The organism is Microbispora amethystogenes (assembly GCF_016863015.1).
GTDB classification, from domain to species: domain Bacteria; phylum Actinomycetota; class Actinomycetes; order Streptosporangiales; family Streptosporangiaceae; genus Microbispora; species Microbispora amethystogenes.
Window position 1 is genome coordinate 44,727 of the sequence record NZ_BOOB01000053.1, and the last position, 21,524, is coordinate 66,250.

The window sequence follows — 21,524 nt, forward strand, 5'->3', positions numbered from 1 at the left end:
GGCCGGCCGGCGGGGTCAGAGGCCGGCGCCGGGGGCCATCGGCCTGGCGTCGATCCTGCCGTCGTCGCAGACCGTGGCGCTGAACGGGACCTCCAGGTGCGCCACCTCGTCCGGTGGAATGATCATCAGCCGGGCCGAGGCGGGGCACCGGGTCTCGTGGTCGGTCGGCACCACCGTCCAGTGCAGTCGCGCGTGCGCGCTCGCGCCGGGCCGCAGCGTGACCCGGTGCGGCGTCACGCTCTCCCGGCGGGTACGGGTGCGCAGCACGTCGCCTCGGCCGTCGATCAGGACGAGCCCGACGAAGCCGTAGACCCAGCAGGTCCGGCCCGAGGTGTTGGTCAGCACGAGCGGCGCGTAGCGGTTCCCCGCTCCCGGGTCCTGCCGTCCGACGCGGGCCCGCAGTCCCGTCGTACGGCACCGCGCGGGCGCCTTGGCGGAGAAGCCGGTGGAGGTGGTGGAGACGGAGGCGGCGCGGATCGTGTCGTGCGCCGCCGGTGCCGACGAGGCGGCCGGTGCCGGAGCGGCGGAGACCGCGCCGGCGGCCCTGCCCGTACCCTCGCCGGAACCTCCGCCCGGGCCCGCGGCCGATGCTCCGGACGCCGGACGCGCGGCGTCGACGGCGGACAGGGCGTAGCCGGTGGACAGCAGGATGGCCGCCGCCGCCGCGACGCCGGCTGTGCTCGTGATTACTCGCATGCCTGTTGGACGGCTGATCCCGCCGGTCAGTTCGCCTGATCGGGCGCCCTTTCCACGAGGGCGCGTGTCTCCCCGTCACCGGCGGAGCCTCTTCGGGTCCATTCCGGGTGCCCCTTTTCCCGGGAGGGGGGAAAACCGGGAGCGGCGGCGGGGCCGTCGTTGCCCGAGCATGCGCAATCATCTGGCAGAATGTCAGGCTGGAACATCGTGACCAGGCGGATGCCCTCTCACCTCTGCCGGTCGCGTCTGTCCCTCGAGCGGGCTCCCGTCGTGCCCCACTCGACGAGACACCGCTCACCCACGCTCTAATGCAGGAGAGACCACACCCGTGGCAGTCAAGATCAAGCTCAAGCGGCTCGGAATGATCCGCAACCCGCAGTACCGCATCGTCATCGCCGACGCCCGGAGCAAGCGGGACGGCCGGGCGATCGAGGAGATCGGCCTCTACCACCCGAAGGAGAACCCCTCGCGCATCGAGGTGAACTCCGAGCGGGCGCAGTACTGGCTGAGCGTCGGCGCGCAGCCGACCGACCCGGTCCTCAAGATCTTCAAGCTGACCGGCGACTGGCAGAAGTTCAAGGGCGAGCCGGCCCCCGCCACTCCGCTCCTGGTCGCCGAGCCCAAGCCCGACCGGCACGCGGCGTACGAGGCCGCGGCCCGGGAGTCGCTGTCGAGCGACTCCGGCGCCGCCGCCACCACGCCGAAGAAGGCCAGGAAGCCTGCGAAGGCCGAAGAGACCGCCGAGGTCCCGGCCGCGGAGGAGAAGCCGGAAGGCGAGGCCTGAGGTGCTCGAGGAAGCCCTCGAACACCTGGTCAAGGGCATCGTCGAGCATCCGGACGACGTCCGGGTCCGCGCCCGGCGCATTCGCACCGGGCGCGTTCTCGAGGTCCGGGTTCACCCCGACGACCTCGGCAAGGTGATCGGCCGTGGCGGCCGTACGGCCAGGGCGTTGCGCACCGTCGTCAACGCCCTGTCGGACGGCAAGTACGTGCGGATCGACCTGGTCGACCTTGAAGAGGCGCGCTGAGCCCGCTCCAGCGGCGACGCTCGCGCCCGGGGGACCCCGCACCGGGGTCCCCCGGTGTGTTTTCCGGGACTTTCCGCGAGTGGTCGCGAGGCGGTCGCAGGGATGCGGCGGCGCCTCGGGACGAAAAGTGACGAAGAAGGATTGTTGGCGGAGGTAGGCGGCACGTGCAGCTAGTCGTGGGCAGGATCGGCCGTCCGCACGGCGTGCGGGGCGAGGTCACGGTCGAGGTGCGCACCGACGACCCCGACTCGCGGTTCGCCCCGGGTACGACGCTGGTCACCGACCCGGCCTCGGCCGGCCCGGTGACCGTCGAGCGGTCCCGGTGGCACAAGGACATCCTGCTGCTGACCATCGAGGGCGTGGCGAACCGCGACGCCGCCGAGGCGCTGCGCGGCACCCTGCTCGTCGTGGACTCCGCCGACCTGCCGCCGCTGGAGGACCCCGACGAGTTCCACGACCACGAACTCATCGGCCTGACGGTCGTGACGACCGAGGGAGAACGGGTCGGCGAGGTGGGCGACGTCCTCCACCACGGCCAGGACCTGCTGGTGGTGACCCGGCCGGCCCTCGACGACGCGTACATCCCGTTCGTCAAGGCGCTCGTGCCCGAGATCGACCTCGGGAAGGGGATCCTGGTCGTCGACCCTCCGCCCGGACTGCTCGACACCGAGCTCGACACCGGGGCGGAGTAGGAGCGGCCGCATGCGCGTCGACATCATCTCGATCTTCCCGGAGTACTTCGCCCCGCTCGACGTCTCCTTGATGGGCAAGGCGCGCGAGCGCGGCATCCTGGACATCCACCTGCACCAGCTCCGCGACTGGACCCACGACGTCCACAAGACGGTGGACGACACGCCGTACGGCGGCGGGCCCGGCATGGTGATGAAGCCGGAGATCTGGGGTGCGGCCGTCGACGCCGTGATCGGGGAGGGACGCGCCGCCTCCGGCGAGGACACGCTGCCCCGGATGATCGTGCCCACGCCGAGCGGACGGCCGTTCACCCAGGAAGTGGCGCTGGAGTACGCCAAGGAGCCGTGGCTGCTGTTCGCGCCCGCGCGCTACGAGGGCATCGACTCCCGGGTCGTGGCCGAGTACGGCGCCCGCCTGCGGGCCGACGAGGTGAGCATCGGCGACTACGTCCTGGCCGGGGGAGAGGCCGCCGTCCTGGTGATGGTCGAGGCCGTGGGCAGGCTGCTGCCCGGGGTCCTCGGCAACGCGCGGTCGGTGGCCGACGACTCCTTCGCCCCGGGTGCCATGGCCAACCTGCTGGAAGGCCCCGTCTACACGAAACCGCCCGTGTGGCGGGGGCACGAGGTGCCCGAGGTCCTCCTGTCGGGTCATCACGGCAGGATCGCCCGGTGGCGGCGGGATGAGGCGCTGCGCCGCACGCTGGAGCGCAGGCCGGAACTGGCCGCCAGACTCGACCGGGAGAGCTTCGACAAGCACGACCGGCGGGTCGTCGAGGAGTTCGAGGAACGCCGGTCCGCCGCAGTGTCGGTCGGCGGGTCGGTCGGCGGGTCGGTCGGCGGGTCGGGCGGCGAGTTTCGCGCAGCGCCGGAAGATGTGGCAGACTGAGTCGCTGCTGCCTACTTCCGCATGTCCGGGTGAGCCCCGGTCGAGGGGTGGCAGACAAGACGTATCAAGCCAAGCGCGCGTGTCCCCCTCGATGCCGAGCCGCGGCCCGGCCGGGTGGACCTCCGCGTGCTCATGTCAATGAGGAACCGCCGCCATGCACACGCAGATCCAGGAGCTCGAGAAGGCTGCCCTGCGCAGCGACGTACCGGACTTCCGCCCGGGTGACACGCTGGAGGTTCACGTCCGCGTCGTCGAGGGCAACCGGTCCCGTATCCAGGTGTTCAAGGGGTTCGTCCTGCGCCGTCAGGGCGGCGGCATCCGTGAGACGTTCACGGTCCGCAAGGTCAGCTACGGCGTCGGCGTCGAGCGCACCTTCCCGGTCCACAGCCCGGTGATCGAGAAGATCACGCTGGTCACCCGCGGCGACGTCCGCAGGGCCAAGCTGTACTACATGCGTGACCTGCGCGGAAAGGCCGCCCGCATCCGCGAGAAGCGCGAGGCGCTGCCGGCCGCCAAGTAGGGCCTTGGGGATCGTGGTCCGTGCCTCAGGTGCGGGCCACTTTCTTTTTGGCCGGGGATGCGGTGTCCTCGACGCTCGCCGTCCTGGACATCATCTAGGCTCAGCAGCGTTGGCTAGCGAGGACAGGGGCCGGGCACGAGTCGCCTGTCGAGGACGGGGTGGACGTGGTCGCCGAAGACGTCAAGCAGAACGCCGAGGACGGCAAGAAGAAAGGCTCGTTCTGGCGTGAGTTGCCCGTTCTGATCGTGGTCGCTCTCGCTCTGGCCCTGCTGATCAAGTCTTTCGTGGTCCAGGCGTTCTACATCCCGTCGGGGTCGATGGAGAACACGCTCCTCATCAACGACCGGGTCCTGGTCAACAAGCTCGTCTACCGCGTACGCGACATCGCGCGCGGCGACGTCGTCGTGTTCTCCGGAGTGGACTCCTGGGATCCCGAGGTGCAGATAGAGGAGCCGTCGAACCCCGTCGTCGGGGCCATGCGCTGGATCGGCACGGCCTTCGGAATGGTCCCGGGGGAGAAGGACTACATCAAGCGGGTCATCGGCGTGCCCGGAGACAAGGTCAAGTGCTGCGACGCCCAGGGCCGCGTCACCGTGAACGGCGTGCCGCTCGAAGAGAAGTCGTATTTGTACCCGGGCAACGCGCCGTCGGACCGGCCGTTCGAGGTCACCGTGCCGCCGGGCCGCCTGTGGGTCATGGGCGACCACCGCTCGCTCTCCTGGGACTCCCGCCTGCACACCGGTGACCCGGGCGGCGGTACGATCCCCGCCGACAAGGTGATCGGGCGCGCGTTCGTCATCGTCTGGCCGTTCGACCGGGCCAAGATCCTGCCGATCCCGGACACGTTCGGGCAGCCGGGCTTCCAGGCCGCCGCCGGAGCGGCGCCGTTCGCGGCCGGCTTCGCCGGGGCCGTGCCGCTGGTCGCCGTGGGGCGCCGGATGGGGCGCAGGCTCAGGCGGCGGCGGTAGGGCGGACGTGCGCGAGCCCGGAGGAGAGAGCGAGAGCAAGTGAGCGAGGCCGACGAGAGCCGCTTAGGCGCGGGCGGCGGGCCCGTGCGTCCCGTGGACGAGAGCCCGGCCGGGGCCGGACCTCCGGAGACGGTGCCTCCGGAGACGGTGCCGACGGAGACCGGGCCCGGGAAGCAGGAGAAGGACGCCGCCAAGAAGGGCTCAGGCCTGCGGGACACCCTCCTGTACATGGTCGGCGGGGTGGTCGCCGCGCTGCTGATCCACACGTTCCTCCTGCAGTCGTTCTACATTCCGTCGGAGTCGATGCAGAACACGCTGCTGATCAACGACTACGTCGTGGTCAACAAGCTCGCGTACAAGCTGGGGTCCGTGGAGCGCGGCGACATCGTGGTCTTCAAGGGCTGGGACGGCGAGGACACGATCAAGCGGGTGATCGGCGTCGGCGGCGACCATGTGAAGTGCTGCGACGACAAGCGCCGCATCACCGTGAACGGGACGCCTCTGGACGAGGAGGGCAAGTACCTCTACCCCGGGGTCTACCCCTCCGGCCGGGACTTCGACGTGAAGGTCCCCAAGGGACGGGTGTGGCTGATGGGCGACCACCGGAACAACTCCGCGGACTCGCGCTTCTACCTGGACGATGGACACCAGGGCACGATCTCGGAGGACGACATCATCGGGCGCGCGTTCCTGCGCTACTGGCCGCTGAACCGGATCTCGCTCCTGTCCCGCCCCGACACTTTCTCGGTCGTTCGCTGATCTCACCTGCGGCTTTGCCGCCGAAGGCGGTTTCGGCCGTATCGCGGGTCGCGAATGGGGCGTAATCTGCTTCTCGTCATGACAGCTGCCTATCGTCCGCGCCCGAGTGTCGTACGGCGGGACTCCGGACTCTACGGCTACGAGCGGGCCCTGGCCCGGCGGGGTTTCACGCCGGTCGCCGGGGTGGACGAGGCCGGGCGCGGCGCCTGCGCCGGACCGCTGGTGGTCGCCGCGGTCGTGCTGGGGCGGGAGATCGACGGGCTGGGCGACTCCAAGCTGCTGACCGAGGCCGTCCGCGAGCGTCTTCACGAGCGGATCATGGCGACCGCGCGGGCCGTGAGCGTGGTCGTCATCCCGCCCCGGGAGATCGACGAGCGCGGCCTGCACAAGTGCAACATCTCCGGCATGCGGCGGGCCGTCGCCGGGCTGGGACTCGTCCCCGGTTACGTGCTCGTGGACGGCTTCCCGGTGGCCGGGTTGCCCGCGCCGTCGCTGGCCGTCTGGAAGGGCGACCAAGTCGCGGCATGCGTGGCGGCGGCCTCGATCGTGGCGAAGGTGACCAGGGACCGGCTGATGCACGGTCTCGACGAGACCTACCCGCAGTACGGCTTCGCCCTGCACAAGGGGTACGTGACACCGGGCCACAGACGGGCGCTGGCCCGCCACGGGCCGTGTGCCCAGCACCGGTTCTCGTTCGTGACGGTGGCCAGGGTGACTCATGGGACACCGGTCCCGGCGGGGGGACTGTGGACGGGGCAGGATGGGGACATGCGCGAGAATGAGGTCGGGGCCGGTGTCCTCTGAAGAGGACCGGTCTCAACCGGCGATCTTGATGGGGACCTCGACGGGAGTCTCGGCAGGGATCTCGACGGGGAGCGGAAGAGGAGGACCGGGATGAGCGCCGAAGATCTCGAAAAGTACGAGACCGAGATGGAGTTGCAGCTCTACCGGGAGTACCGCGATGTGGTCGGACTGTTCACCTACGTGGTCGAGACCGAGCGGCGCTTCTATCTCACCAACTCCGTCGATCTCGACGTGCGCACCGCCGAGAACGGCGACGTCTTCTTCGACGTCAAGATGCAGGACGCCTGGGTCTGGGACATGTACCGCCCGGCCCGCTTCGTGAAGAACGTGCGGGTCGTGACCTTCAAGGACGTCAACGTCGAGGAACTGGCCAAGCCGGACCTCGAGATGCCGAAGGAAGGCTTCTCCAACTGACCGCGTCCGACCTCGGCCGACCCGGTACGGCGGCCCATCCGGTGGGCCGCCGACAGAGCATGAGGCGGCCTGCTCCAGCGTGGCTGATCGATGACGAGCCCTCATCCGATACGAGGGCGGCTGACGCGGCACAGCGGCTGATTGTGTGCGGCGGCTGATCGAGTAGGAGCCCTGCTCCGGCACGAGGCCGGCTCAACTGGCACGGTGGCCGCTCAGGCGCGGCGGCTGATCGAGGACGAGTCCTGTTTCCGGCACGAGAGTGGCTGCCTGATTACGGCAGTGACCGTCACGGCGGCTGATCGTGTGCGACGGCTGTCCTCCGTGGAGTGCCTGTCCACAGAACGGCGCTCGGTCGCCTGGCGCGGGACTGTACGGCACATCCTGGCCCGCATGCGTCTCGTCACGTATCCGCTCGTCCTCGTCCTGCTGATCGCGGCTCTGGCCTCTCCCTCGGACGCCGCCCGCTTCACCGGCGCCGTTCTTCTCCCGAATCCTCCTCCGAAGCCGTCCCCGGCACCCGCGTCCTCGAAGGCGCCCCACCCTTCCGCCGCGCCGATGCGGGCGGCCAGACCCACTGAGGCCCTTCCGCCCGGGACGGAGCACTCCGCGGCGGCGGGCCATCCGCCCGAGGTGGAGCGGGCCCTGGCGGCGGGCCATCCGCGCGAGGCGGCTTCGTCCAGCCCGTCCCGGGCGGAGGGGATGCGGCTCCCCGGAGGAGCGTCCAGGTGGACGTGGCCGCTTTCTAAGCACGCACGGCCGCTCAGGCGCTTCGATCCGCCCGCACAGCGCTGGCTCGCCGGGCATCGAGGAGTGGACCTCGCGGCGGAGCCCGGCGAGGAGGTCAGGGCCGCGGGGCCGGGAAGAGCCGGTGTGGCGGGGCGGATCGCCGGGCGGGGAGTCGTGACGGTCGTGCACGCCGGAGGGTTGCGCACCACCTACCTGCCGGTGCGTGCCCTGGTACGCCCCGGTGAGGTCGTCGCGGCCGGACAGGTCATCGGCGTCGTCGAGGACGGCGCCGAGCACTGCCCGGTGTCCTGCCTGCACTGGGGTCTGTTGAGCGACGGGGGCGTGATGAGTGACCGGGGCCGGTCGAGTGGCCGGCTCTACCTCGATCCGCTCCTCCTCTTCGGGCAGGGACAGGTCCGTCTCCTGCCCCGCTGGCCCGCCGGCGGCCCCTGACAGCCGCGACGAGGCGTCAGACCGGGCGGGCTTCCATGCGGATGGCCCAGGCCTGGCCCGGCCGTGCGCTGGTGGAGGGCAGGGTTGGCCGGCTGAGGATCGGGACGAGGAGTCGTCAGGCCCGGGGGTGGGCCTGACGGTAGGCCGCCCGGAGCCGTTCTATCGACACATGGGTGTAGATCTGCGTGGTGGCCAACGAGGCGTGTCCGAGCAGTTCCTGGACGGACCGGAGGTCGGCCCCGCCTTCGAGCAGGTGGGTGGCGGCGGTGTGGCGGAGCCCGTGCGGACCCATGTCGGGCGCCCCCTCGACCTGCGCCAGCCGGGCGTGGACGACTCGCCGGACGGTGCCCTGGTCGACGCGCCCTCCCCGGACGCCGAGGAAGAGCGCCGGACCGCTTCCTTCGCGGACCCAAAGAGGCCTGCCGCGCACACACCACGCGTCGAGGGCCCGGAGCGCGGGCAGGCCGAACGGGACGGTCCGCTCCCTGCGCCCCTTTCCCATCACCCGGACCGTGTTGCGGTCCCGGTCCACGTCGTCGACGTCCAGGCCGCACAACTCGCTCACCCGCATGCCTGTGGCGTACAACAGTTCGAGCATGGCCCGGTCGCGCAGGTCCTTGGGTTCGTCCGGTGCGGGCGCGTCGAGAACGGCCCCGGCCTCGGTCTGATCCAGCACCTTGGGCAGCCGGCGCTCCGCCTTGGCGGTGCCGAGAAGCAGACCCGGGTCGTTCGCCAGCCAGCCCCGGCGGTGGCAGAAGGCGGTGAAGACCCGGGCACACGCCGTCCGGCGGGCCAGCGTCGCCCGGGAGCGGCCGGCCTGGTGCTGGTCGCCCAGCCAGTCACGCAGGGCGGTGATGTCCAGGCCGGACAGGTCCGTCTGCCCGGCGGTGGTCAGGTGAGTGATCAGTGCGGTGACGTCACCCCGGTAGGCCCGCACCGTGTGGGGCGACAGGTCCCGTTCGAGACGCAGATGCCGTTCGAACTGCTCCAGCACGACATCGAACCGCCCGTGATCCCGCCTTTCGCCCGCTGTCATGCCGGCCCTTCCCTTCGCGCTCCCTGCCACCTCGACGGGCCGCGCCGGCGGCCCGCACTGGTGAACCTACGCGCGTTCGGGGCGGCGCGGGGGAGTGCCGGGTTGACGTGTCAGCCCCGGGCGGTGGGCCGCAGCCGCCATCCCCGGTCGGCGTTCTCGACGAAGCCGGCGGCGGCCAGGCCGCCGAGGCAGGACAGCGCCGTCCCGATGTCGACGCCGGCGGTGACGGCGATCGCGGCGGGACCCGCGGCGCCCCGCGCCGGGATGGCCTCCAGGACGCGCCTGGTCTCGTCGTTCAGCCCGTCACGAGGCCAGACGGGGCCGCGTCGCTCCGGGGCGAGGTCGTCCCCGATGGCGCCGACCACTTCGACGATCTCCTCGGCGGAGGTCACGCAGACGGCCTTGCCCTGCCGGATCAGGATGTGGCAGCCCGCGGAGACGTCGGTGGTGATGGGACCGGGCACGGCCATCAGATGCCTGGTGAGACCTGAGGCGTGGGAGGCCGTGTTGAGCGCTCCGCTGCGGGCGGCGGCCTGGACGACGACCGTTCCCCGGGACAGGGCGGCGATCACTCGGTTGCGGACGAGGAAGCGGAGCCGGGTGGGGTGGGCCCCCGGCGGCCATTCGCTGACGATCACCCCCTGCTCCCGCACGGCGCGGAACAGGTCCTCGTGGGCGCTGGGATAACAGACGTCCGTTCCGCAGGCCAGCACGACGATCGTCGGTGTGCCGGAGGCCAGGGCACCCCGATGCGCGGCGCCGTCGATCCCGTACGCGCCGCCGCTGATCACGGTCCAGCCTCGCCCACCGAGACTCATGGCGAACTCGGCCGCCACGGTCGTGCCGTACGCGGTGGCGGCTCTGGCCCCGACGACCGACACCGAACGCAGGCAGGAGAAGCGCAGGTTCGCCCGTCCGTCCACCCAGAGCCCGAAAGGCCTGACATCTCCCAGGTCGTCAAGCTGGGTGGGCCACTCGGCGTCGCCCGGGACGACGAGCCGCGCCCCCTGCCGGCGACCCTCAGCGAGGTCGGCGGCAGGATCTCTGTAGCGGGCCGCCCAGGCGGCCGCGTGCCGATCGAGGTCCCCATTACGGGTCGATGGACCGCCTCGGTCGCTCTCCTCGCGTACGAAGCCGGGGTCGAGCGCTCCCCGCCTCGCCTGCTCCATGGCGGACACCGGGCCGCAGCGGGCGATCAGGCGGCCCATCACCGCGTCACCCGCCTCCGCCATGCGCATGAGAGCCACCCGCGCCAGCCGCACCGCCTCATCCGGCCGCGCCCGCTGTTCCGCTCCGTCCGGCTGTTCAGCCTCGCCCGGCCGCTCCGCTCTGTCCGACTGTCCCGCCTGGTCCGGTTGCCCCGCTCCGCCTGGCCGTTCCGCCTCGCCGGGGAGTCGCGCTCCATCCGGCCATCCGGGCTCCCCGGGCCGTTCGGTTTCCTTCGAGGAGTCGGTCACTCGCATCAGTCCACTCCGAGCCATAGTGCGAGGGCCGCCGATGTCTCGGTGCGGCCCGGACGGTCTTCGCCCGCGAGGTCCGCGAGCGTCCAGGAGATCCGGAGCACGCGGTCGAGGCCGCGTGCGCTGAGCGTGCCCACGTCGAGCCCCCGGTGCAGCGGGGCCATCACGCTGTCGGGCAGGCGGAACCGGCGATGCAGCGCGGACGAGGACACCTCGGCGTTGGTGTGCCACGGAGTGCCGGCGAGCCTCCGGGCGGCCCGCTCCCGGGCCTGCCTGACCCGCTCGGCCACGGTCGCGCTGTTCTCCACGAAGTGCCGGTCCGCGAGCAACTCGGCCCGGGTGGCCCGGCCGACCCGCACCTTGACGTCGACGCGGTCCAGCAGCGGCCCCGAGAGCCGGTCGAGGTAGCGGCGCCGGCCCGCCGGGGTGCATCTGCAGGGATGCCCCGCGGTGCCCTGAAGCCCGCAGGGGCAGGGATTCGCCGCCAGCACCAACATGAACCGGGCGGGGAACGTGACCGTGCCGACGGCCCGGGCGATTGTGACCGCCCCCGACTCGAGCGGCTGGCGCAGGGAGTCGAGCACGGTGGCCGCGAACTCGGGCGCCTCGTCGAGGAAGAGCACGCCACGGTGCGCGAGCGAGACCGCCCCGGGCCGCACCACGCCGCCGCTCCCGCCCCCGACGACGGCCGCCATCGTCGCGCTGTGATGCGGGGCCATGAAAGGCGGCCGGGTGAGCAGTGGGCGTCCCGCCGGCAGCGTGCCCGCCACCGAGTGGATGGCCGACACCTCCAGGGCCTTGTCCTGGTCCAGGGGAGGCAGCAGGGTCGGCAGGCGCTCGGCGAGCATGGTCTTGCCGCTCCCCGGGGGACCAAGCATCCACAGGTTGTGCCCTCCGGCGGCACACACCTCCAGCGCCTTGCGGCCCATCGGCTGCCCGGCGACGTCGCACAGGTCGGGCCCGGGGGCGTCCTCCGTGCGGTCGTCGTCCCGCGACAGGGACGCGGCGTCCGCCACCACCGGGAGCCGGCGCAGGTCGCCCGCTCGCAGCCACCCCACGAGCTCGCCGAGGCCGGCGACCGGAACGACGGTGAGGCCGGGCACCAGCGCGGCCTCGGTGGCGTTGAACGCGGGCACCACGATGGTGCCCACGCCCGCCTGGGCCGCGGCGAGCGCGGCGGGCAACACACCCCTGACGGGCCGAACCCGGCCGTCGAGACCGAGCTCGCCCAGGAACGCCGGCGTCGCGATCCGCTGTGCGGGCACCGCGCCGGCCGCGGCGAGGATCGCGACCGCGATGGCCAGATCGAAGATCGATCCTCGTTTGGGCAGGGTGGCGGGGAACAGGCTCACGGTGATCCGCGCGTCGGGCCAGGCGAACCCGCTGTTGATCAGCGCGGACCGCACGCGGCCACGGGCCTCGCTGATCGCGGTGTCGAGGAGCCCGATGAAGTGCGTTCCCGCGACGCCGCGGCCGACGTCGGCCTCGACCTCCACGAGGCGTCCGGCGACGCCCACGATGCCGGCGCAGTGGGTCCGGGCGACGGGCACCTCAGACCACCCCGCGTTCGTGCCTGAGCGAGAAGTCGCCGGCGAACCTCTCCAGCGCGATCACGTCGACCCGGATCGTGTCGAACCGCTCGGTGTGCGCGGCCAGCCACCGGCCGGCCAGGGCGCGCAGGCGCAGCAGCTTCTCACCGGTCACCGCCTCGAACGCGGTGCCGTGGCTGCGCCCGGAGCGGGTCTTCACCTCCACGACCACCAGCGCGTTCCCGTCACGGGCGACGATGTCGATCTCGCCGTCGGCGCAGCGCCAGTTCCGGTCGAGGACGCGCATGCCTCGCGCCGTCAGATAGGTCACGGCCAGCTGCTCGCCGTGCCTGCCCAGTTGATCCTTCGCGGCCATGGGACCACCTCCGGCCCCCGACACTCGCCGAGCCCGCCTCGGCCGCGTCCTGCCGAACGCCTTTCTGTGGACAGGCGCAGCGATCCACAGGCGCGGAACCGAGAGCGCTTCCTTGTCCACAGCTCGGTCCGCCGCCGGAGATCGGGAGGGGTGGCCGCGGCAGGCTGGGCACGAGCGTGGCTATCTACCCCAGCCCACGGCCCGGTCCGCGCCGGTCCGCGCCGGTCCATGCCTCGGCCCAGGCGGGCGGGTCGGCGGAGCGCCGCCCTCTCCCTCATCGATCACGAGGTGACGGGCCTGGCCGCACACCCCTGCGGTTCGGAACGGGCAGGGTGACATCCGTGGTCACTCGCGGGTGGCGCTGATCAGGCGGTGCGCCCCCTGGTGGAGCAGGTCGGCGGCCACGCGGGAGCCGAGGGCGGCCGCGTCGTCCAGGTCGCCCCAGGCGTGGGAGCGGACGAGCTCGCTTCCGTCGCGGTTGAACACCATGCCGAACAGCGACAGCCTGCCGTCGGCGGTCCGCGCGGCGTATCCGGCGATCGGGCTGTTGCAGTGGCCACGCAGCATGTGCAGCATGGTCCGCTCGGCCAGGATGTACCGGGTGGTCACAGCGTCGTTGAGCTCGCCGAGCAGCCGCATCACGGGGCCGTCCGCGTGCCGGGCCTGGACGCCGATCGTGCCCGCGCCGACCGCGGGCACCATGGAGACGACACCGGTGTCGCAGGAGTGGAACTCCACGGGGAGCACCTCGTGGTGGTACCGGTCGAGAATGCCCAGCCGTACCAGCCCGGCTCGGGCCAGGACCAGGGCGGCGTAGTGGCTCCCGTCTTCAAGCAGCTTGTCCAGCCGGGTATCGATGTTGCCGCGGACGCGTTCCGTGCGAAGGCCGGGCCGGTACATGGTCAGCTGCGCGCGGCGGCGCACCGAGCTGGTACCGATCAGGGATCCGGGGGGCAGGCCGGCGAGCGGTGTGCCGTCGCGGGTGATGACCACGTCGTGGACGTCGTCTCGGGGCAGGTAGGCGCCGAAGGCGGTGCCCTCGGCCAGGGGAACGTCTCCTGGGACGTCTTTCATGCAGTGGACCGCGATGTCGATCTGGCCGGACACGAGGGCGCGGTCGATCTCCTTCGAGAAGGCTCCCTTGCCGCCGACTTCGGCCAGGTCACCGGGCCACAGGTCGGCGCTGACCTGGGTGGGCGCGATCTCGGTCTCGATGCCGGGCGCGTGCTTGCCGATCAGCGCGGCCACGTTCTCGGCCTGGACCCTGGCAAGGGCCGAGGTGCGGGTGCCGATCCGCAACGGGCCGGCGGCGAACCGGGAGAGCAGGATGTCGGGCAGGGCATCGGTCATGGATTGATCTCTCTCGGCGGCTGCGGTTCGGCGGCGGGCCGCGGAAGAGGCGGCCCGCCAGAACGGAAGGTAGCCCTCGCCCGCCTGCCGTACGGGCGATATCGGCGGGCGGGCGGGCGGATGGGCGGTCCCTTCTCGCGGGGGCCGAGGAGGGACCGCCGGGCCCCGTTCGGCGGGGGGACCGCATCGGGCTGGGTTGCGCACCGATGTGCATACTTGCCCCAACCCATGCCCGGTCCACGCCAGTGGGACGGCGAAGGGCTGCGCCAGGTGACGCGTCGTGCGAGCGGAGCGTCCGCCGGGGGGTTCGGGAGTGAGGAGCCGGTGGTGATCGAAAAGCTCATCGCGGAGCTGGGGGCGAGCGTCGGAGTCGCCCTGCCCGCCGTGCATGTCACGGGCCAGGACCCCGTGCTGCCGTCCGTCTTCCGGCTCGGCACGATGGCCGCGGCCTCGGCCGGCGCGGTGAACGCTGCCGTGGCCGCGTACGCCGCCGGGCGCGGGCGCGCCGTTGAGTCGGTCCCTGAACCGAGCCCCGAGCCGAAGCCAGCGCCCAACTTCGGGCTGAACCCAGCGCCGGACCTTGCGCCGAACTCCGGACCGAACTCTGCGCCGAACTCGGGGCCGGGAAGCCGTGATCCCGAGGTGGCGATCGACGTCCGCCACGCCGCCGTGGCCTTCCAGAGCGAGCGCCACTTCCGTACGGACGGGAAGGCCATGGACGTCTGGGCGGCCCTGTCGGGGGACTACCCCGCCTCCGACGGCTGGGTCCGGCTCCACTGCAACTTCGACCACCACCGGGACGCCGCCCTGCGCGCGCTCGGGCTCGCCCCGGGGTCGGGCAGGGAGGCCGTCGAGAGGGCCTGCGCCGGTCGTACGGCCGTGGAGGTCGAGGAGGCGGTCGTCCGGGAGGGTGGCTGCGCCGCCGCGATGCGGAGCAGGGCGGAATGGCTCGCGCACCCGCAGGCGCAGGCCCTCGCCGGCCTTCCTCTGGTCGGTCTCTCCCGCCTCTCGGGCCCCGGCGGCCGGGACAACGGCCGTGGGGCCGGTCACCGTGCCGGTGAAGTTGAAGGCGGAGCGCGAGGTGGGGCCCGCGGCGCAGGTGGTGGCGTGGACCTTTCCGCGGGGCACGGTCCGGGTCTGGGTGAGATGGGGGAGCGCGGCGCGGGTGTGGGGCACGGTTCGGGTCCGGGTGAGGTGGGGGAGCGTGGCGCGGGCGGCGGGGAACGACCGCTCAGCGGCGTCCGGGTGCTCGATCTCACCAGGGTGATCGCCGGTCCGGTGGCCGCCCGCACGCTCGCTGCCTACGGCGCGGAGGTCCTGCGGGTGGGCGCCGCGCACCTGCCGGAGGTGCCGGGGCTCGTGGTGGAGACGGCGTTCGGCAAGCGGTCGTGCCACGTCGACCTGCGCTCGGAGGCGGGCCGGGACCGGCTGCGGGAGCTGGTCCGCGGGGCCGACGTCGTCATCCAGGCGTATCGGCCCGGGACGCTCCAGGCCAGGGGCTTCGGGCCGGACGACCTGGCCGCCCTGCGGCCCGGCGTCGTCCGCGTCGACGTCTCCGCCTACGGAAGCCGGGGGCCGTGGGCCTCCAGGCGGGGGTTCGACAGTCTGGTCCAGATGGCGAGCGGGATCGCCCATGAGAACGGCGACGGCCAGCGGCCCGCGCCGCTGCCCGCCCAGGCCCTCGACCACGGCACGGGATATCTGGCGGCCTTCGGCGCGGTCGCGGCGCTGATCCGGCGCGCGGCCGAAGGCGGCTCCTGGCACGTCGAGGTGTCGCTGGCGAGGACCGCCGCGTGGCTCGACGATCTCGGCCGGATCGACGGCGGGGGAGTGTCGGTCCCCCCGGCCGAGGATCTGCTGGCGACGATGGACAGCCCCTTCGGCACTCTCACCTATGTGACGCCTCCCGGCCTCGCCGGGGGTGCGCGACCGGGCTGGACGACCCCGCCGCCCCGCCAGGGGGAGCATCCCGCCGCCTGGCTCCCCTGAAGCCGCCTCGGCGCCCCGAAGCCGAGGGGGTGCGCCGAGCGGGCCGCACCCGTGGGAATCGCCGAGGTGAAGGTCACTTTCCGGGGTGCCGGGAGGAGTGTGCGGGGTGCCGCCGGGGGCCGCGCCCGTGGAGGGTCATCGGAAGGGGCGGATCCGGGTAGACTGTTCGACGGCCTGCTAGGCCGAATTCGCACGCCCATTCACGAGCCGCCTTTCTCGGTCCGGACCGCGTCCGGTGAAAGCGGCGGCCCGGGGCGTCAGGGCGCGGGCAATAGGGCCCGCGTGACCAACCGAGACCGTGCCCGAGGGCACACGACCATGGAGGACCATCACCATGGCCCCTGTCGTCACCATGCGGCAGCTGCTGGAGAGCGGCGTTCACTTCGGCCACCAGACCCGCCGGTGGAACCCGAAGATGAAGCGCTTCATCTTCACCGAGCGCAACGGCATCTACATCATCGACCTGCAGAAGTCGCTGTCGTACATCGACCGTGCCTACGACTTCGTGAAGGAGACCGTCGCGCACGGCGGCACCATCATGTTCATCGGCACGAAGAAGCAGGCGCAGGAGTCGATCGTCGAGCAGGCGTCGCGCGTCGGCATGCCGTACGTGAACCAGCGCTGGCTGGGCGGCATGCTCACCAACTTCTCCACCGTGCACAAGAGGCTCCAGCGGCTCAAGGAGCTGGAGGAGCTCGACTTCGACAACGTGGCCGGCTCCGGGCTCACCAAGAAGGAGCTCCTCATGCGCCGCCGCGAGAAGGAGAAGCTCGAGCGCACCCTCGGCGGTATCCGTGACATGGCCCGTGTTCCGAGCGCGGTCTGGGTCGTGGACACCAAGAAGGAGCACATCGCGATCAACGAGGCCAAGAAGCTCGGCATCCCGGTCGTCGCGATCCTGGACACCAACTGCGACCCGGACGAGGTCGACTACCCGATCCCGGGCAACGACGACGCCATCCGCGCCGTCAGCCTCCTCACTCGCGTGATCGCCGACGCCGTCGCCGACGGCCTGATGACCCGTGCGGGCGCCGGCCGCGGTGACGAGAAGCCCGCGGGCGTCGCCGCCGCCGAGCCGCTGGCCGAGTGGGAGCGCGAGCTCCTGGAGGCCCCCGCCGCCGAGGCTCCGGCCGCCGAGACCGCTGAGGCTCCGGCCGCCGAGGCCGCCGAGGCCACCGAGACCGCCGAGGCTCCGGCCGCCGAGACCGCTGAGGCCCCGGCTGCCGAGGCCCCCGCCGCCGAGCAGGGCGAGCAGGCCGAGCAGGCCTAGGGATCGGCCACCGGTCCCCGCCGGCTCGGCCTCCGGCCGCTTCCGACAGGCGGGGACCCCAGGGAAGACCTGGTCCCAGGCGCCGGTGCCTCAACCGGGCACCGGCGCCCACGGCTCCACCGGGCGGGCGCGCCACACCGGCCGGCCCTGCCCCCATGACGATTCGCATCCGGGTCCCGAAGAGGAAATGGACAATGGCTTCCGTAAACATGGCCGACGTCAAGCGGCTTCGTGAGCTGACCGCCGCCGGCATGATGGACTGCAAGAAGGCGCTCGAGGAGTCCGAGGGCGACTTCGACAAGGCCGTCGACATCCTGCGCCTCAAGGGCGCCAAGGATGTCGGCAAGCGCGAGGCCCGCACCGCGTCGAACGGCCTCGTGGCCGTCAAGCACGAGGGCGACTCCCTCGCGGCGCTGCTGGAGCTCAACTGCGAGACGGACTTCGTCGCCAAGAACGAGCGTTTCCAGGAGCTCGCCGCCGACATCGTCGCGCACATCGCCGCGAGCAGGCCCGCCGACGTGCCGTCCCTGCTCGAGTCCGAGCTGAACGGCAAGACCGTCAAGGAGCTGCTCGACGAGGCCAACGCGGCGCTCGGCGAGAAGATCGAGATCCGCCGGTTCTCGGTGCTGGAGGGTGGCTTCATCACCTCCTACATGCACAAGACCGACCCGCAGCTCCCGCCGGCCGTGGGTGTGCTCGTGCAGCTCGACACGCCGAACGCCGAGATCGCCAAGGACATCGCCCAGCACACCGCCGCGATGGCCCCGAAGTACCTCAGCCCCGCCGAGGTGCCCGCCGAGGTCATCGAGAAGGAGCGGTCGCTGTTCGAGCAGATGACCCGCGAGGAGGGCAAGCCCGAGGGCGCCATCCCGAAGATCGTCGATGGCCGGGTCAACGGCTGGTACAAGGACTTCACGCTCCTTGAGCAGGCGTTCGTCAAGGACAACAAGAAGACCATCGCGAAGGTCGCGGACGAGGCCGGCGTCAAGGTCCTGGCCTTCACCCGCTACAAGGTCGGCCAGGCTTAGGCTTAATTGCCAGGATCGACCCACGCGACACGAGGAGGCCGCCGCCGTGCAGGAGAACACCAGACCCGCCACGCCGGCGGCTTCGTCGTACGACGGGCCGCTGCGGTGGAAGCGGGTGATGCTGAAGCTGTCGGGTGAGGCGTTCGCCGGTGGCGAGTCCCTCGGGATCGACCCGCGCGTCGTCGCCCAGCTCGCGGACTCGGTCGCCGAGGCCGTCCGCGAGGGCGTGCAGGTGGCCGTCGTCGTCGGCGGGGGCAATATGTTCCGCGGCGCGGCCCTGTCGCAGGGCGGCATGGACCGCGCCCGGGCCGACTACATGGGGATGCTGGGGACGGTCATCAACTGTCTCGCCCTGCAGGACTTCCTGGAGAAGCGCGGCATCGACACCCGGGTGCAGACGGCCATCACGATGCAGCAGGTGGCCGAGCCGTTCCTGCCGCGCCGCGCGATCCGCCACCTGGAGAAGGGGCGCGTGGTCATCTTCGGCGCGGGCCTCGGATCGCCGTTCTTCTCGACCGACACCTGTGCCGCGCAGCGCGCGCTGGAGATCGGCGCCGAGGCGCTGCTGAAGGGCACCCAGGTCGACGGCGTGTACGACTCGGATCCGCGCAAGAACCCCGACGCGGTCCGGTTCGACCAGCTTGAGTACGGTGAGGTGCTGACGCGGGGCCTCGGGGTCATGGACGCCACCGCGATCAGCCTGTGCATGGACAACGGCCTGCCCATCGTGGTCTTCGACCTCATGGGCGAGGGCAACATCCTGCGGGCGGTCCGCGGTGAGAAGATCGGCACGCTGGTGAGTCCGGCAGGGAAGTAGGGAGCCGCAGTGATCGACGAAACCCTCCTCGAGGCCGAGGAGAAGATGGACAAGGCGGTGACGGTCGCCAAGGACGACTTCGCGAGCATCCGCACCGGCCGCGTCACGCCCTCGATGTTCAACAAGATCAACGTTGACTACTACGGGTCGCCGACGCCCGTCCAGCAGCTCGCGTCGTTCCACGTCCCCGAGGCGCGCATGGTGCTCGTGCAGCCGTACGACAAGGGCTCGCTGAACGCGGTCGAGAGGGCCATCCGCGACAGCGACCTCGGCGTCAACCCCAGCAACGACGGCTCCGTGATCCGCGTGGTGTTCCCCGAGCTGTCGGAGGAGCGCCGCAAGGAGTACATCAAGGTCGCCCGCAACAAGGCCGAGCACGGCCGGGTCTCCGTGCGGAACATCCGGCGGCACGCCAAGGAGATCCTCGACAAGCTCGTCAAGGACGGCGAGGCCGGCGAGGACGAGGTCCACCGTGCGGTCAAGGAGCTCGACGACCTCACCCAGAAGCACGTCGCGAAGATCGACGAGCTGCTGAAGCACAAGGAAGCCGAGCTGCTCGAGGTCTGACGCCGCGGTCTCCGGGGAGTGCCTGACAGGGCTTGGTATGTCAGACACGACCTGGGGCCGTACGGCATGACCGTGATCCTTGTGCCGCGCCATGGGCAGGTGCGGCACAAGGATCACGCGTATATGGAGGGTGAGACGCTGTGGACGGAACTGCTGCCGCCGGCGACCGGAACCCGGCGGGGGGCGCGACCGGCCCCTCCGGTGCGGGACACGGCACCGAGAGGGATGATCCGGCGGACGCGGGCGTGCCGGGGCACCCGTCCGGAGACGCCGGGAAGGCGACCGGCCGCACCGGGCGCAACCTCCCGGCCGCCGTGGCGGTCGGCGTCGCACTGGGCGCGGTGGTCATCGGCTCGCTCTACTTTGTCAAGGTGGCGTTCCTGGTCGTGGTCCTGGTGGCCGTCGGCGTGGGAGTGCACGAGATCGTCAAGGCGCTCGGCGACCATGGTGTGCGGGTGCCCCTCGCGCCGCTGCTCGCGGGCATGGCGGCCATGGTGCTCGGCCCCTACTGGGGCGGTGCCACGTTCCTCGTCGGCGCGTTCGCGGTGACCGTGATGGTGCTGCTGACCTGGCGGATGTTCCAGGGCGCCGAGGGCTTCGTCAAGGACGCGACGGGCGCGCTGTTCGTCGCCGCCTATCCGGCGCTGATCGCCGGGTTCGTACCCCTGCTGCTGGCCCCCGAGGACGGGCCCGACCGGGTGATCGTGTTCGTCGCGGTGACGGTCTGCAGCGACATCGGGGGCTACTTCGCCGGGATCTTCCTTGGCAAGCACCGCATGTCGCCGCTCATCAGCCCGAAGAAGACCTGGGAGGGCTTCGCCGGGTCCACCCTCGCCTGCGTCGTCGCCGGCGCCTTACTGGTGCACTTCCTGTTGGGCGGCGATTACTGGGCGGGCGCGATCGTCGGGCTGGCGGGAGTCGCCTGCGCGACGCTCGGCGACCTGGTCGAATCGGTGATCAAGCGCGACATCGGGATCAAGGACATGGGCACGCTGCTGCCGGGCCACGGCGGCGCGATGGACCGTCTCGACTCGCTGCTGTTCACGCTCGTCCCCACCTGGCTGCTGCTCACGCTGCTCGTCCCGGTCGCCTGAAGAACCGGCGGCAGGGTCAGATCCGGCTGGTGAGGGCGAGCCGCTCGGTCACCGCCCGGTGACCGTGCTCGGCCACCAGGCGGAGTTCGGCGTCGGTGAGCGGGAGCAGCCACAGCCACCGTACGACGTCCCCGCCAAACATGAATCCGGACATGTCCGGTAGTCCTGGCGGGTCCATCAGCATGAGGACCCCCTCGTGCCCGCCGCCCAGGGGAAACGTCGCCGGCTTCTGGAACCAGCGGGCCGTGTGACCATGCCCCAGCCAGGTCACCGAACGCCACGGGTACTGCCCGAGCCAGGCGAACACCCGTGCGGCGACCCTCGGATCCTGCCTGGTCGCGAGCGCGAGTTCCACCCGGCACGCCGTGTCGTACATCTCCGCGGTAGGCATCCGCTGGCAGCTCATGCCCACGGTCGACAGGACCGTGTAGTCCCTGGTGAACGTCGGCGGGCGTTCGCTCACGCCGACGAGGGGGAGACGGTCGCCGCCGACGTCCCAGTAGCGTCCCGGCGGGCCGAGTCTGCTGTCGAGGTGGCCCAGCACGAACTGCTGGAAGGTGGCCCAGCTTCCCTCCGCCTGCCGCCACTGCCAGTAGGCGCGGGCCTTGGCCACGCGGGGGGCCAGGCCCTCCAGCGCCTCGGTGAGCGACCAGGCGTACGGCGACTCCCCGACCGCGTCCCTGGCGTACCCCGGCAGGCCGCGTTCCAGGTCGGCCCACGACGGAATGACCGCGAGGAGTTCGCCGTTCTCGTACAGGGCGACGCCGTCGCCCTCCTCGAACCACAGCACCGACAGCGCCGCCGGGTCGAGCGGCGCGGTGCCCTGCGGCCGCGTGGTGCGGGCCGCGGGCAGCACCGGGGGCAGCCCGGCGTCCACCCGCGCGAGGTCGTCCTCGGCGGGCGCCGGCACGTGGTTGGCCAGCCAGACCGCTCCGTGGACGATCCCCCGCGCGTCGCGAAGGTAAGCTACGGAGGAGGTCCGGTCGGCTTCGATCGTCAGCGTGCGGCTCCCGTAGGGGTTGGGGCTGGTGAGCACGACAGTGATGTCCACACCTCACCTCTCGT

At 71.7% G+C, this 21,524-nt stretch carries 23 protein-coding genes; 16 read left to right on the forward strand and 7 right to left on the reverse strand.

All coding sequences use genetic code 11. The features are described 5' to 3' along the window. Nucleotides 1–15 precede the first annotated feature (15 nt). Nucleotides 16–696 carry a DUF4232 domain-containing protein gene (locus Mam01_RS30560; RefSeq protein ID WP_204288659.1) on the reverse strand — a complete coding sequence of 227 codons (681 nt, stop codon included), beginning with the start codon at nt 694–696 and terminating at the stop codon, nt 16–18. Nucleotides 697–1,024: 328 nt separating this feature from the next. On the opposite strand from Mam01_RS30560, the gene rpsP reads away from it, so the two are divergent. From rpsP to Mam01_RS30610, 10 genes are all read left to right on the forward strand, one after another. After that, nucleotides 1,025–1,480, forward strand: coding sequence for a 30S ribosomal protein S16 (rpsP, locus tag Mam01_RS30565; RefSeq protein ID WP_204288660.1), 456 nt, complete (start codon nt 1,025–1,027; stop codon nt 1,478–1,480). Nucleotide 1,481: 1 nt separating this feature from the next. Further along, nucleotides 1,482–1,724, forward strand: coding sequence for an RNA-binding protein (locus Mam01_RS30570; protein WP_117409795.1), 243 nt, complete (start codon nt 1,482–1,484; stop codon nt 1,722–1,724). Nucleotides 1,725–1,888: 164 nt separating this feature from the next. After that, nucleotides 1,889–2,416, forward strand: a complete 528-nt coding sequence (gene rimM, locus Mam01_RS30575) for a ribosome maturation factor RimM (RefSeq protein ID WP_150940410.1) — start codon at nt 1,889–1,891, stop codon at nt 2,414–2,416. A gap of 10 nt (nt 2,417–2,426) precedes the next feature. Beyond that, entirely contained in the window at nt 2,427–3,299 is an 873-nt protein-coding gene (gene trmD / locus Mam01_RS30580) for a tRNA (guanosine(37)-N1)-methyltransferase TrmD (RefSeq protein ID WP_204288661.1), read from the forward strand. Between the two features lie 154 nt (nt 3,300–3,453). Further along, complete coding sequence (rplS, locus tag Mam01_RS30585) at nt 3,454–3,819, forward strand: 50S ribosomal protein L19 (RefSeq protein WP_117409798.1); 366 nt, start codon at nt 3,454–3,456, stop codon at nt 3,817–3,819. Nucleotides 3,820–3,977: 158 nt separating this feature from the next. After that, nucleotides 3,978–4,787 carry a signal peptidase I gene (gene lepB / locus Mam01_RS30590; RefSeq protein WP_204288662.1) on the forward strand — a complete coding sequence of 270 codons (810 nt, stop codon included), beginning with the start codon at nt 3,978–3,980 and terminating at the stop codon, nt 4,785–4,787. Between the two features lie 39 nt (nt 4,788–4,826). Beyond that, nucleotides 4,827–5,546 (forward strand): signal peptidase I, encoded by a 720-nt coding sequence (lepB, locus tag Mam01_RS30595; protein ID WP_239101748.1) that lies wholly within the window; start codon nt 4,827–4,829, stop codon nt 5,544–5,546. 78 nt (nt 5,547–5,624) lie between these two features. Next, nucleotides 5,625–6,350, forward strand: a complete 726-nt coding sequence (locus tag Mam01_RS30600) for a ribonuclease HII (RefSeq protein ID WP_150940405.1) — start codon at nt 5,625–5,627, stop codon at nt 6,348–6,350. Between the two features lie 90 nt (nt 6,351–6,440). After that, nucleotides 6,441–6,764, forward strand: a complete 324-nt coding sequence (locus Mam01_RS30605) for a DUF2469 domain-containing protein (RefSeq protein WP_012888569.1) — start codon at nt 6,441–6,443, stop codon at nt 6,762–6,764. A 390-nt stretch (nt 6,765–7,154) separates the two neighbouring features. Then, complete coding sequence (locus Mam01_RS30610) at nt 7,155–7,943, forward strand: murein hydrolase activator EnvC family protein (RefSeq protein ID WP_239101749.1); 789 nt, start codon at nt 7,155–7,157, stop codon at nt 7,941–7,943. Between the two features lie 115 nt (nt 7,944–8,058). Here Mam01_RS30610 and Mam01_RS30615 read toward each other — a convergent pair whose 3' ends face one another. From Mam01_RS30615 to hemC, 5 genes are all read right to left on the reverse strand, one after another. Further along, nucleotides 8,059–8,979 (reverse strand): tyrosine recombinase XerC, encoded by a 921-nt coding sequence (locus Mam01_RS30615; protein WP_204288663.1) that lies wholly within the window; start codon nt 8,977–8,979, stop codon nt 8,059–8,061. Nucleotides 8,980–9,089: 110 nt separating this feature from the next. Then, a complete protein-coding gene (dprA, locus tag Mam01_RS30620) occupies nt 9,090–10,211 on the reverse strand; it encodes a DNA-processing protein DprA (protein ID WP_373868733.1) in 1,122 nt (373 codons plus the stop codon). 230 nt (nt 10,212–10,441) lie between these two features. Then, nucleotides 10,442–11,989 carry a YifB family Mg chelatase-like AAA ATPase gene (locus Mam01_RS30625; RefSeq protein ID WP_204288665.1) on the reverse strand — a complete coding sequence of 516 codons (1,548 nt, stop codon included), beginning with the start codon at nt 11,987–11,989 and terminating at the stop codon, nt 10,442–10,444. A 1-nt stretch (nt 11,990) separates the two neighbouring features. After that, nucleotides 11,991–12,344 (reverse strand): YraN family protein, encoded by a 354-nt coding sequence (locus Mam01_RS30630; protein ID WP_204288666.1) that lies wholly within the window; start codon nt 12,342–12,344, stop codon nt 11,991–11,993. 345 nt (nt 12,345–12,689) lie between these two features. Next, nucleotides 12,690–13,694, reverse strand: a complete 1,005-nt coding sequence (gene hemC / locus Mam01_RS30635) for a hydroxymethylbilane synthase (RefSeq protein ID WP_204288667.1) — start codon at nt 13,692–13,694, stop codon at nt 12,690–12,692. A 327-nt stretch (nt 13,695–14,021) separates the two neighbouring features. Here hemC and Mam01_RS30640 point away from each other — a divergent pair, with 327 nt between their 5' ends. The 6 genes from Mam01_RS30640 (at nt 14,022) to Mam01_RS30665 (ending at nt 20,459) form a co-directional block, all read left to right on the forward strand. Then, on the forward strand, nt 14,022–15,683 hold the full coding sequence (locus Mam01_RS30640; protein WP_204288668.1) for a CoA transferase: 1,662 nt from the start codon (nt 14,022–14,024) through the stop codon (nt 15,681–15,683). A gap of 334 nt (nt 15,684–16,017) precedes the next feature. Then, nucleotides 16,018–16,953 (forward strand): 30S ribosomal protein S2, encoded by a 936-nt coding sequence (gene rpsB / locus Mam01_RS30645; RefSeq protein ID WP_204288669.1) that lies wholly within the window; start codon nt 16,018–16,020, stop codon nt 16,951–16,953. A gap of 194 nt (nt 16,954–17,147) precedes the next feature. Continuing rightward, nucleotides 17,148–17,981 carry a translation elongation factor Ts gene (gene tsf, locus Mam01_RS30650; RefSeq protein WP_204288670.1) on the forward strand — a complete coding sequence of 278 codons (834 nt, stop codon included), beginning with the start codon at nt 17,148–17,150 and terminating at the stop codon, nt 17,979–17,981. A gap of 118 nt (nt 17,982–18,099) precedes the next feature. Further along, entirely contained in the window at nt 18,100–18,798 is a 699-nt protein-coding gene (gene pyrH / locus Mam01_RS30655; RefSeq protein ID WP_244460937.1) for a UMP kinase, read from the forward strand. Nucleotides 18,799–18,807: 9 nt separating this feature from the next. Beyond that, nucleotides 18,808–19,365 carry a ribosome recycling factor gene (gene frr / locus Mam01_RS30660; protein WP_204288671.1) on the forward strand — a complete coding sequence of 186 codons (558 nt, stop codon included), beginning with the start codon at nt 18,808–18,810 and terminating at the stop codon, nt 19,363–19,365. Nucleotides 19,366–19,505: 140 nt separating this feature from the next. After that, a complete protein-coding gene (locus Mam01_RS30665) occupies nt 19,506–20,459 on the forward strand; it encodes a phosphatidate cytidylyltransferase (RefSeq protein ID WP_239101750.1) in 954 nt (317 codons plus the stop codon). 16 nt (nt 20,460–20,475) lie between these two features. Here Mam01_RS30665 and Mam01_RS30670 read toward each other — a convergent pair whose 3' ends face one another. Further along, nucleotides 20,476–21,510, reverse strand: coding sequence for a suppressor of fused domain protein (locus Mam01_RS30670; RefSeq protein WP_239101751.1), 1,035 nt, complete (start codon nt 21,508–21,510; stop codon nt 20,476–20,478). Between the last annotated feature and the right edge of the window lie 14 nt (nt 21,511–21,524).

Excerpts from the sequence above, each read along its gene's own strand:
- Mam01_RS30600 (WP_150940405.1), top strand. The coding sequence starts at position 5,625 with ATGACAGCTGCCTATCGTCCGCGCCCGAGTGTCGTACGGCGGGACTCC.
- dprA (WP_373868733.1), bottom strand. The coding sequence starts at position 10,211 with ATGGCGGAGGCGGGTGACGCGGTGATGGGCCGCCTGATCGCCCGCTGC.
- rpsB (WP_204288669.1), top strand. The coding sequence starts at position 16,018 with ATGGCCCCTGTCGTCACCATGCGGCAGCTGCTGGAGAGCGGCGTTCAC.
- Mam01_RS30605 (WP_012888569.1), top strand. The coding sequence starts at position 6,441 with ATGAGCGCCGAAGATCTCGAAAAGTACGAGACCGAGATGGAGTTGCAG.
- Mam01_RS30615 (WP_204288663.1), bottom strand. The coding sequence starts at position 8,979 with ATGACAGCGGGCGAAAGGCGGGATCACGGGCGGTTCGATGTCGTGCTG.
- tsf (WP_204288670.1), top strand. The coding sequence starts at position 17,148 with ATGGCTTCCGTAAACATGGCCGACGTCAAGCGGCTTCGTGAGCTGACC.
- rplS (WP_117409798.1), top strand. The coding sequence starts at position 3,454 with ATGCACACGCAGATCCAGGAGCTCGAGAAGGCTGCCCTGCGCAGCGAC.
- pyrH (WP_244460937.1), top strand. The coding sequence starts at position 18,100 with ATGCTGAAGCTGTCGGGTGAGGCGTTCGCCGGTGGCGAGTCCCTCGGG.
- Mam01_RS30560 (WP_204288659.1), bottom strand. The coding sequence starts at position 696 with ATGCGAGTAATCACGAGCACAGCCGGCGTCGCGGCGGCGGCGGCCATC.
- hemC (WP_204288667.1), bottom strand. The coding sequence starts at position 13,694 with ATGACCGATGCCCTGCCCGACATCCTGCTCTCCCGGTTCGCCGCCGGC.
- Mam01_RS30610 (WP_239101749.1), top strand. The coding sequence starts at position 7,155 with ATGCGTCTCGTCACGTATCCGCTCGTCCTCGTCCTGCTGATCGCGGCT.
- Mam01_RS30630 (WP_204288666.1), bottom strand. The coding sequence starts at position 12,344 with ATGGCCGCGAAGGATCAACTGGGCAGGCACGGCGAGCAGCTGGCCGTG.
- trmD (WP_204288661.1), top strand. The coding sequence starts at position 2,427 with ATGCGCGTCGACATCATCTCGATCTTCCCGGAGTACTTCGCCCCGCTC.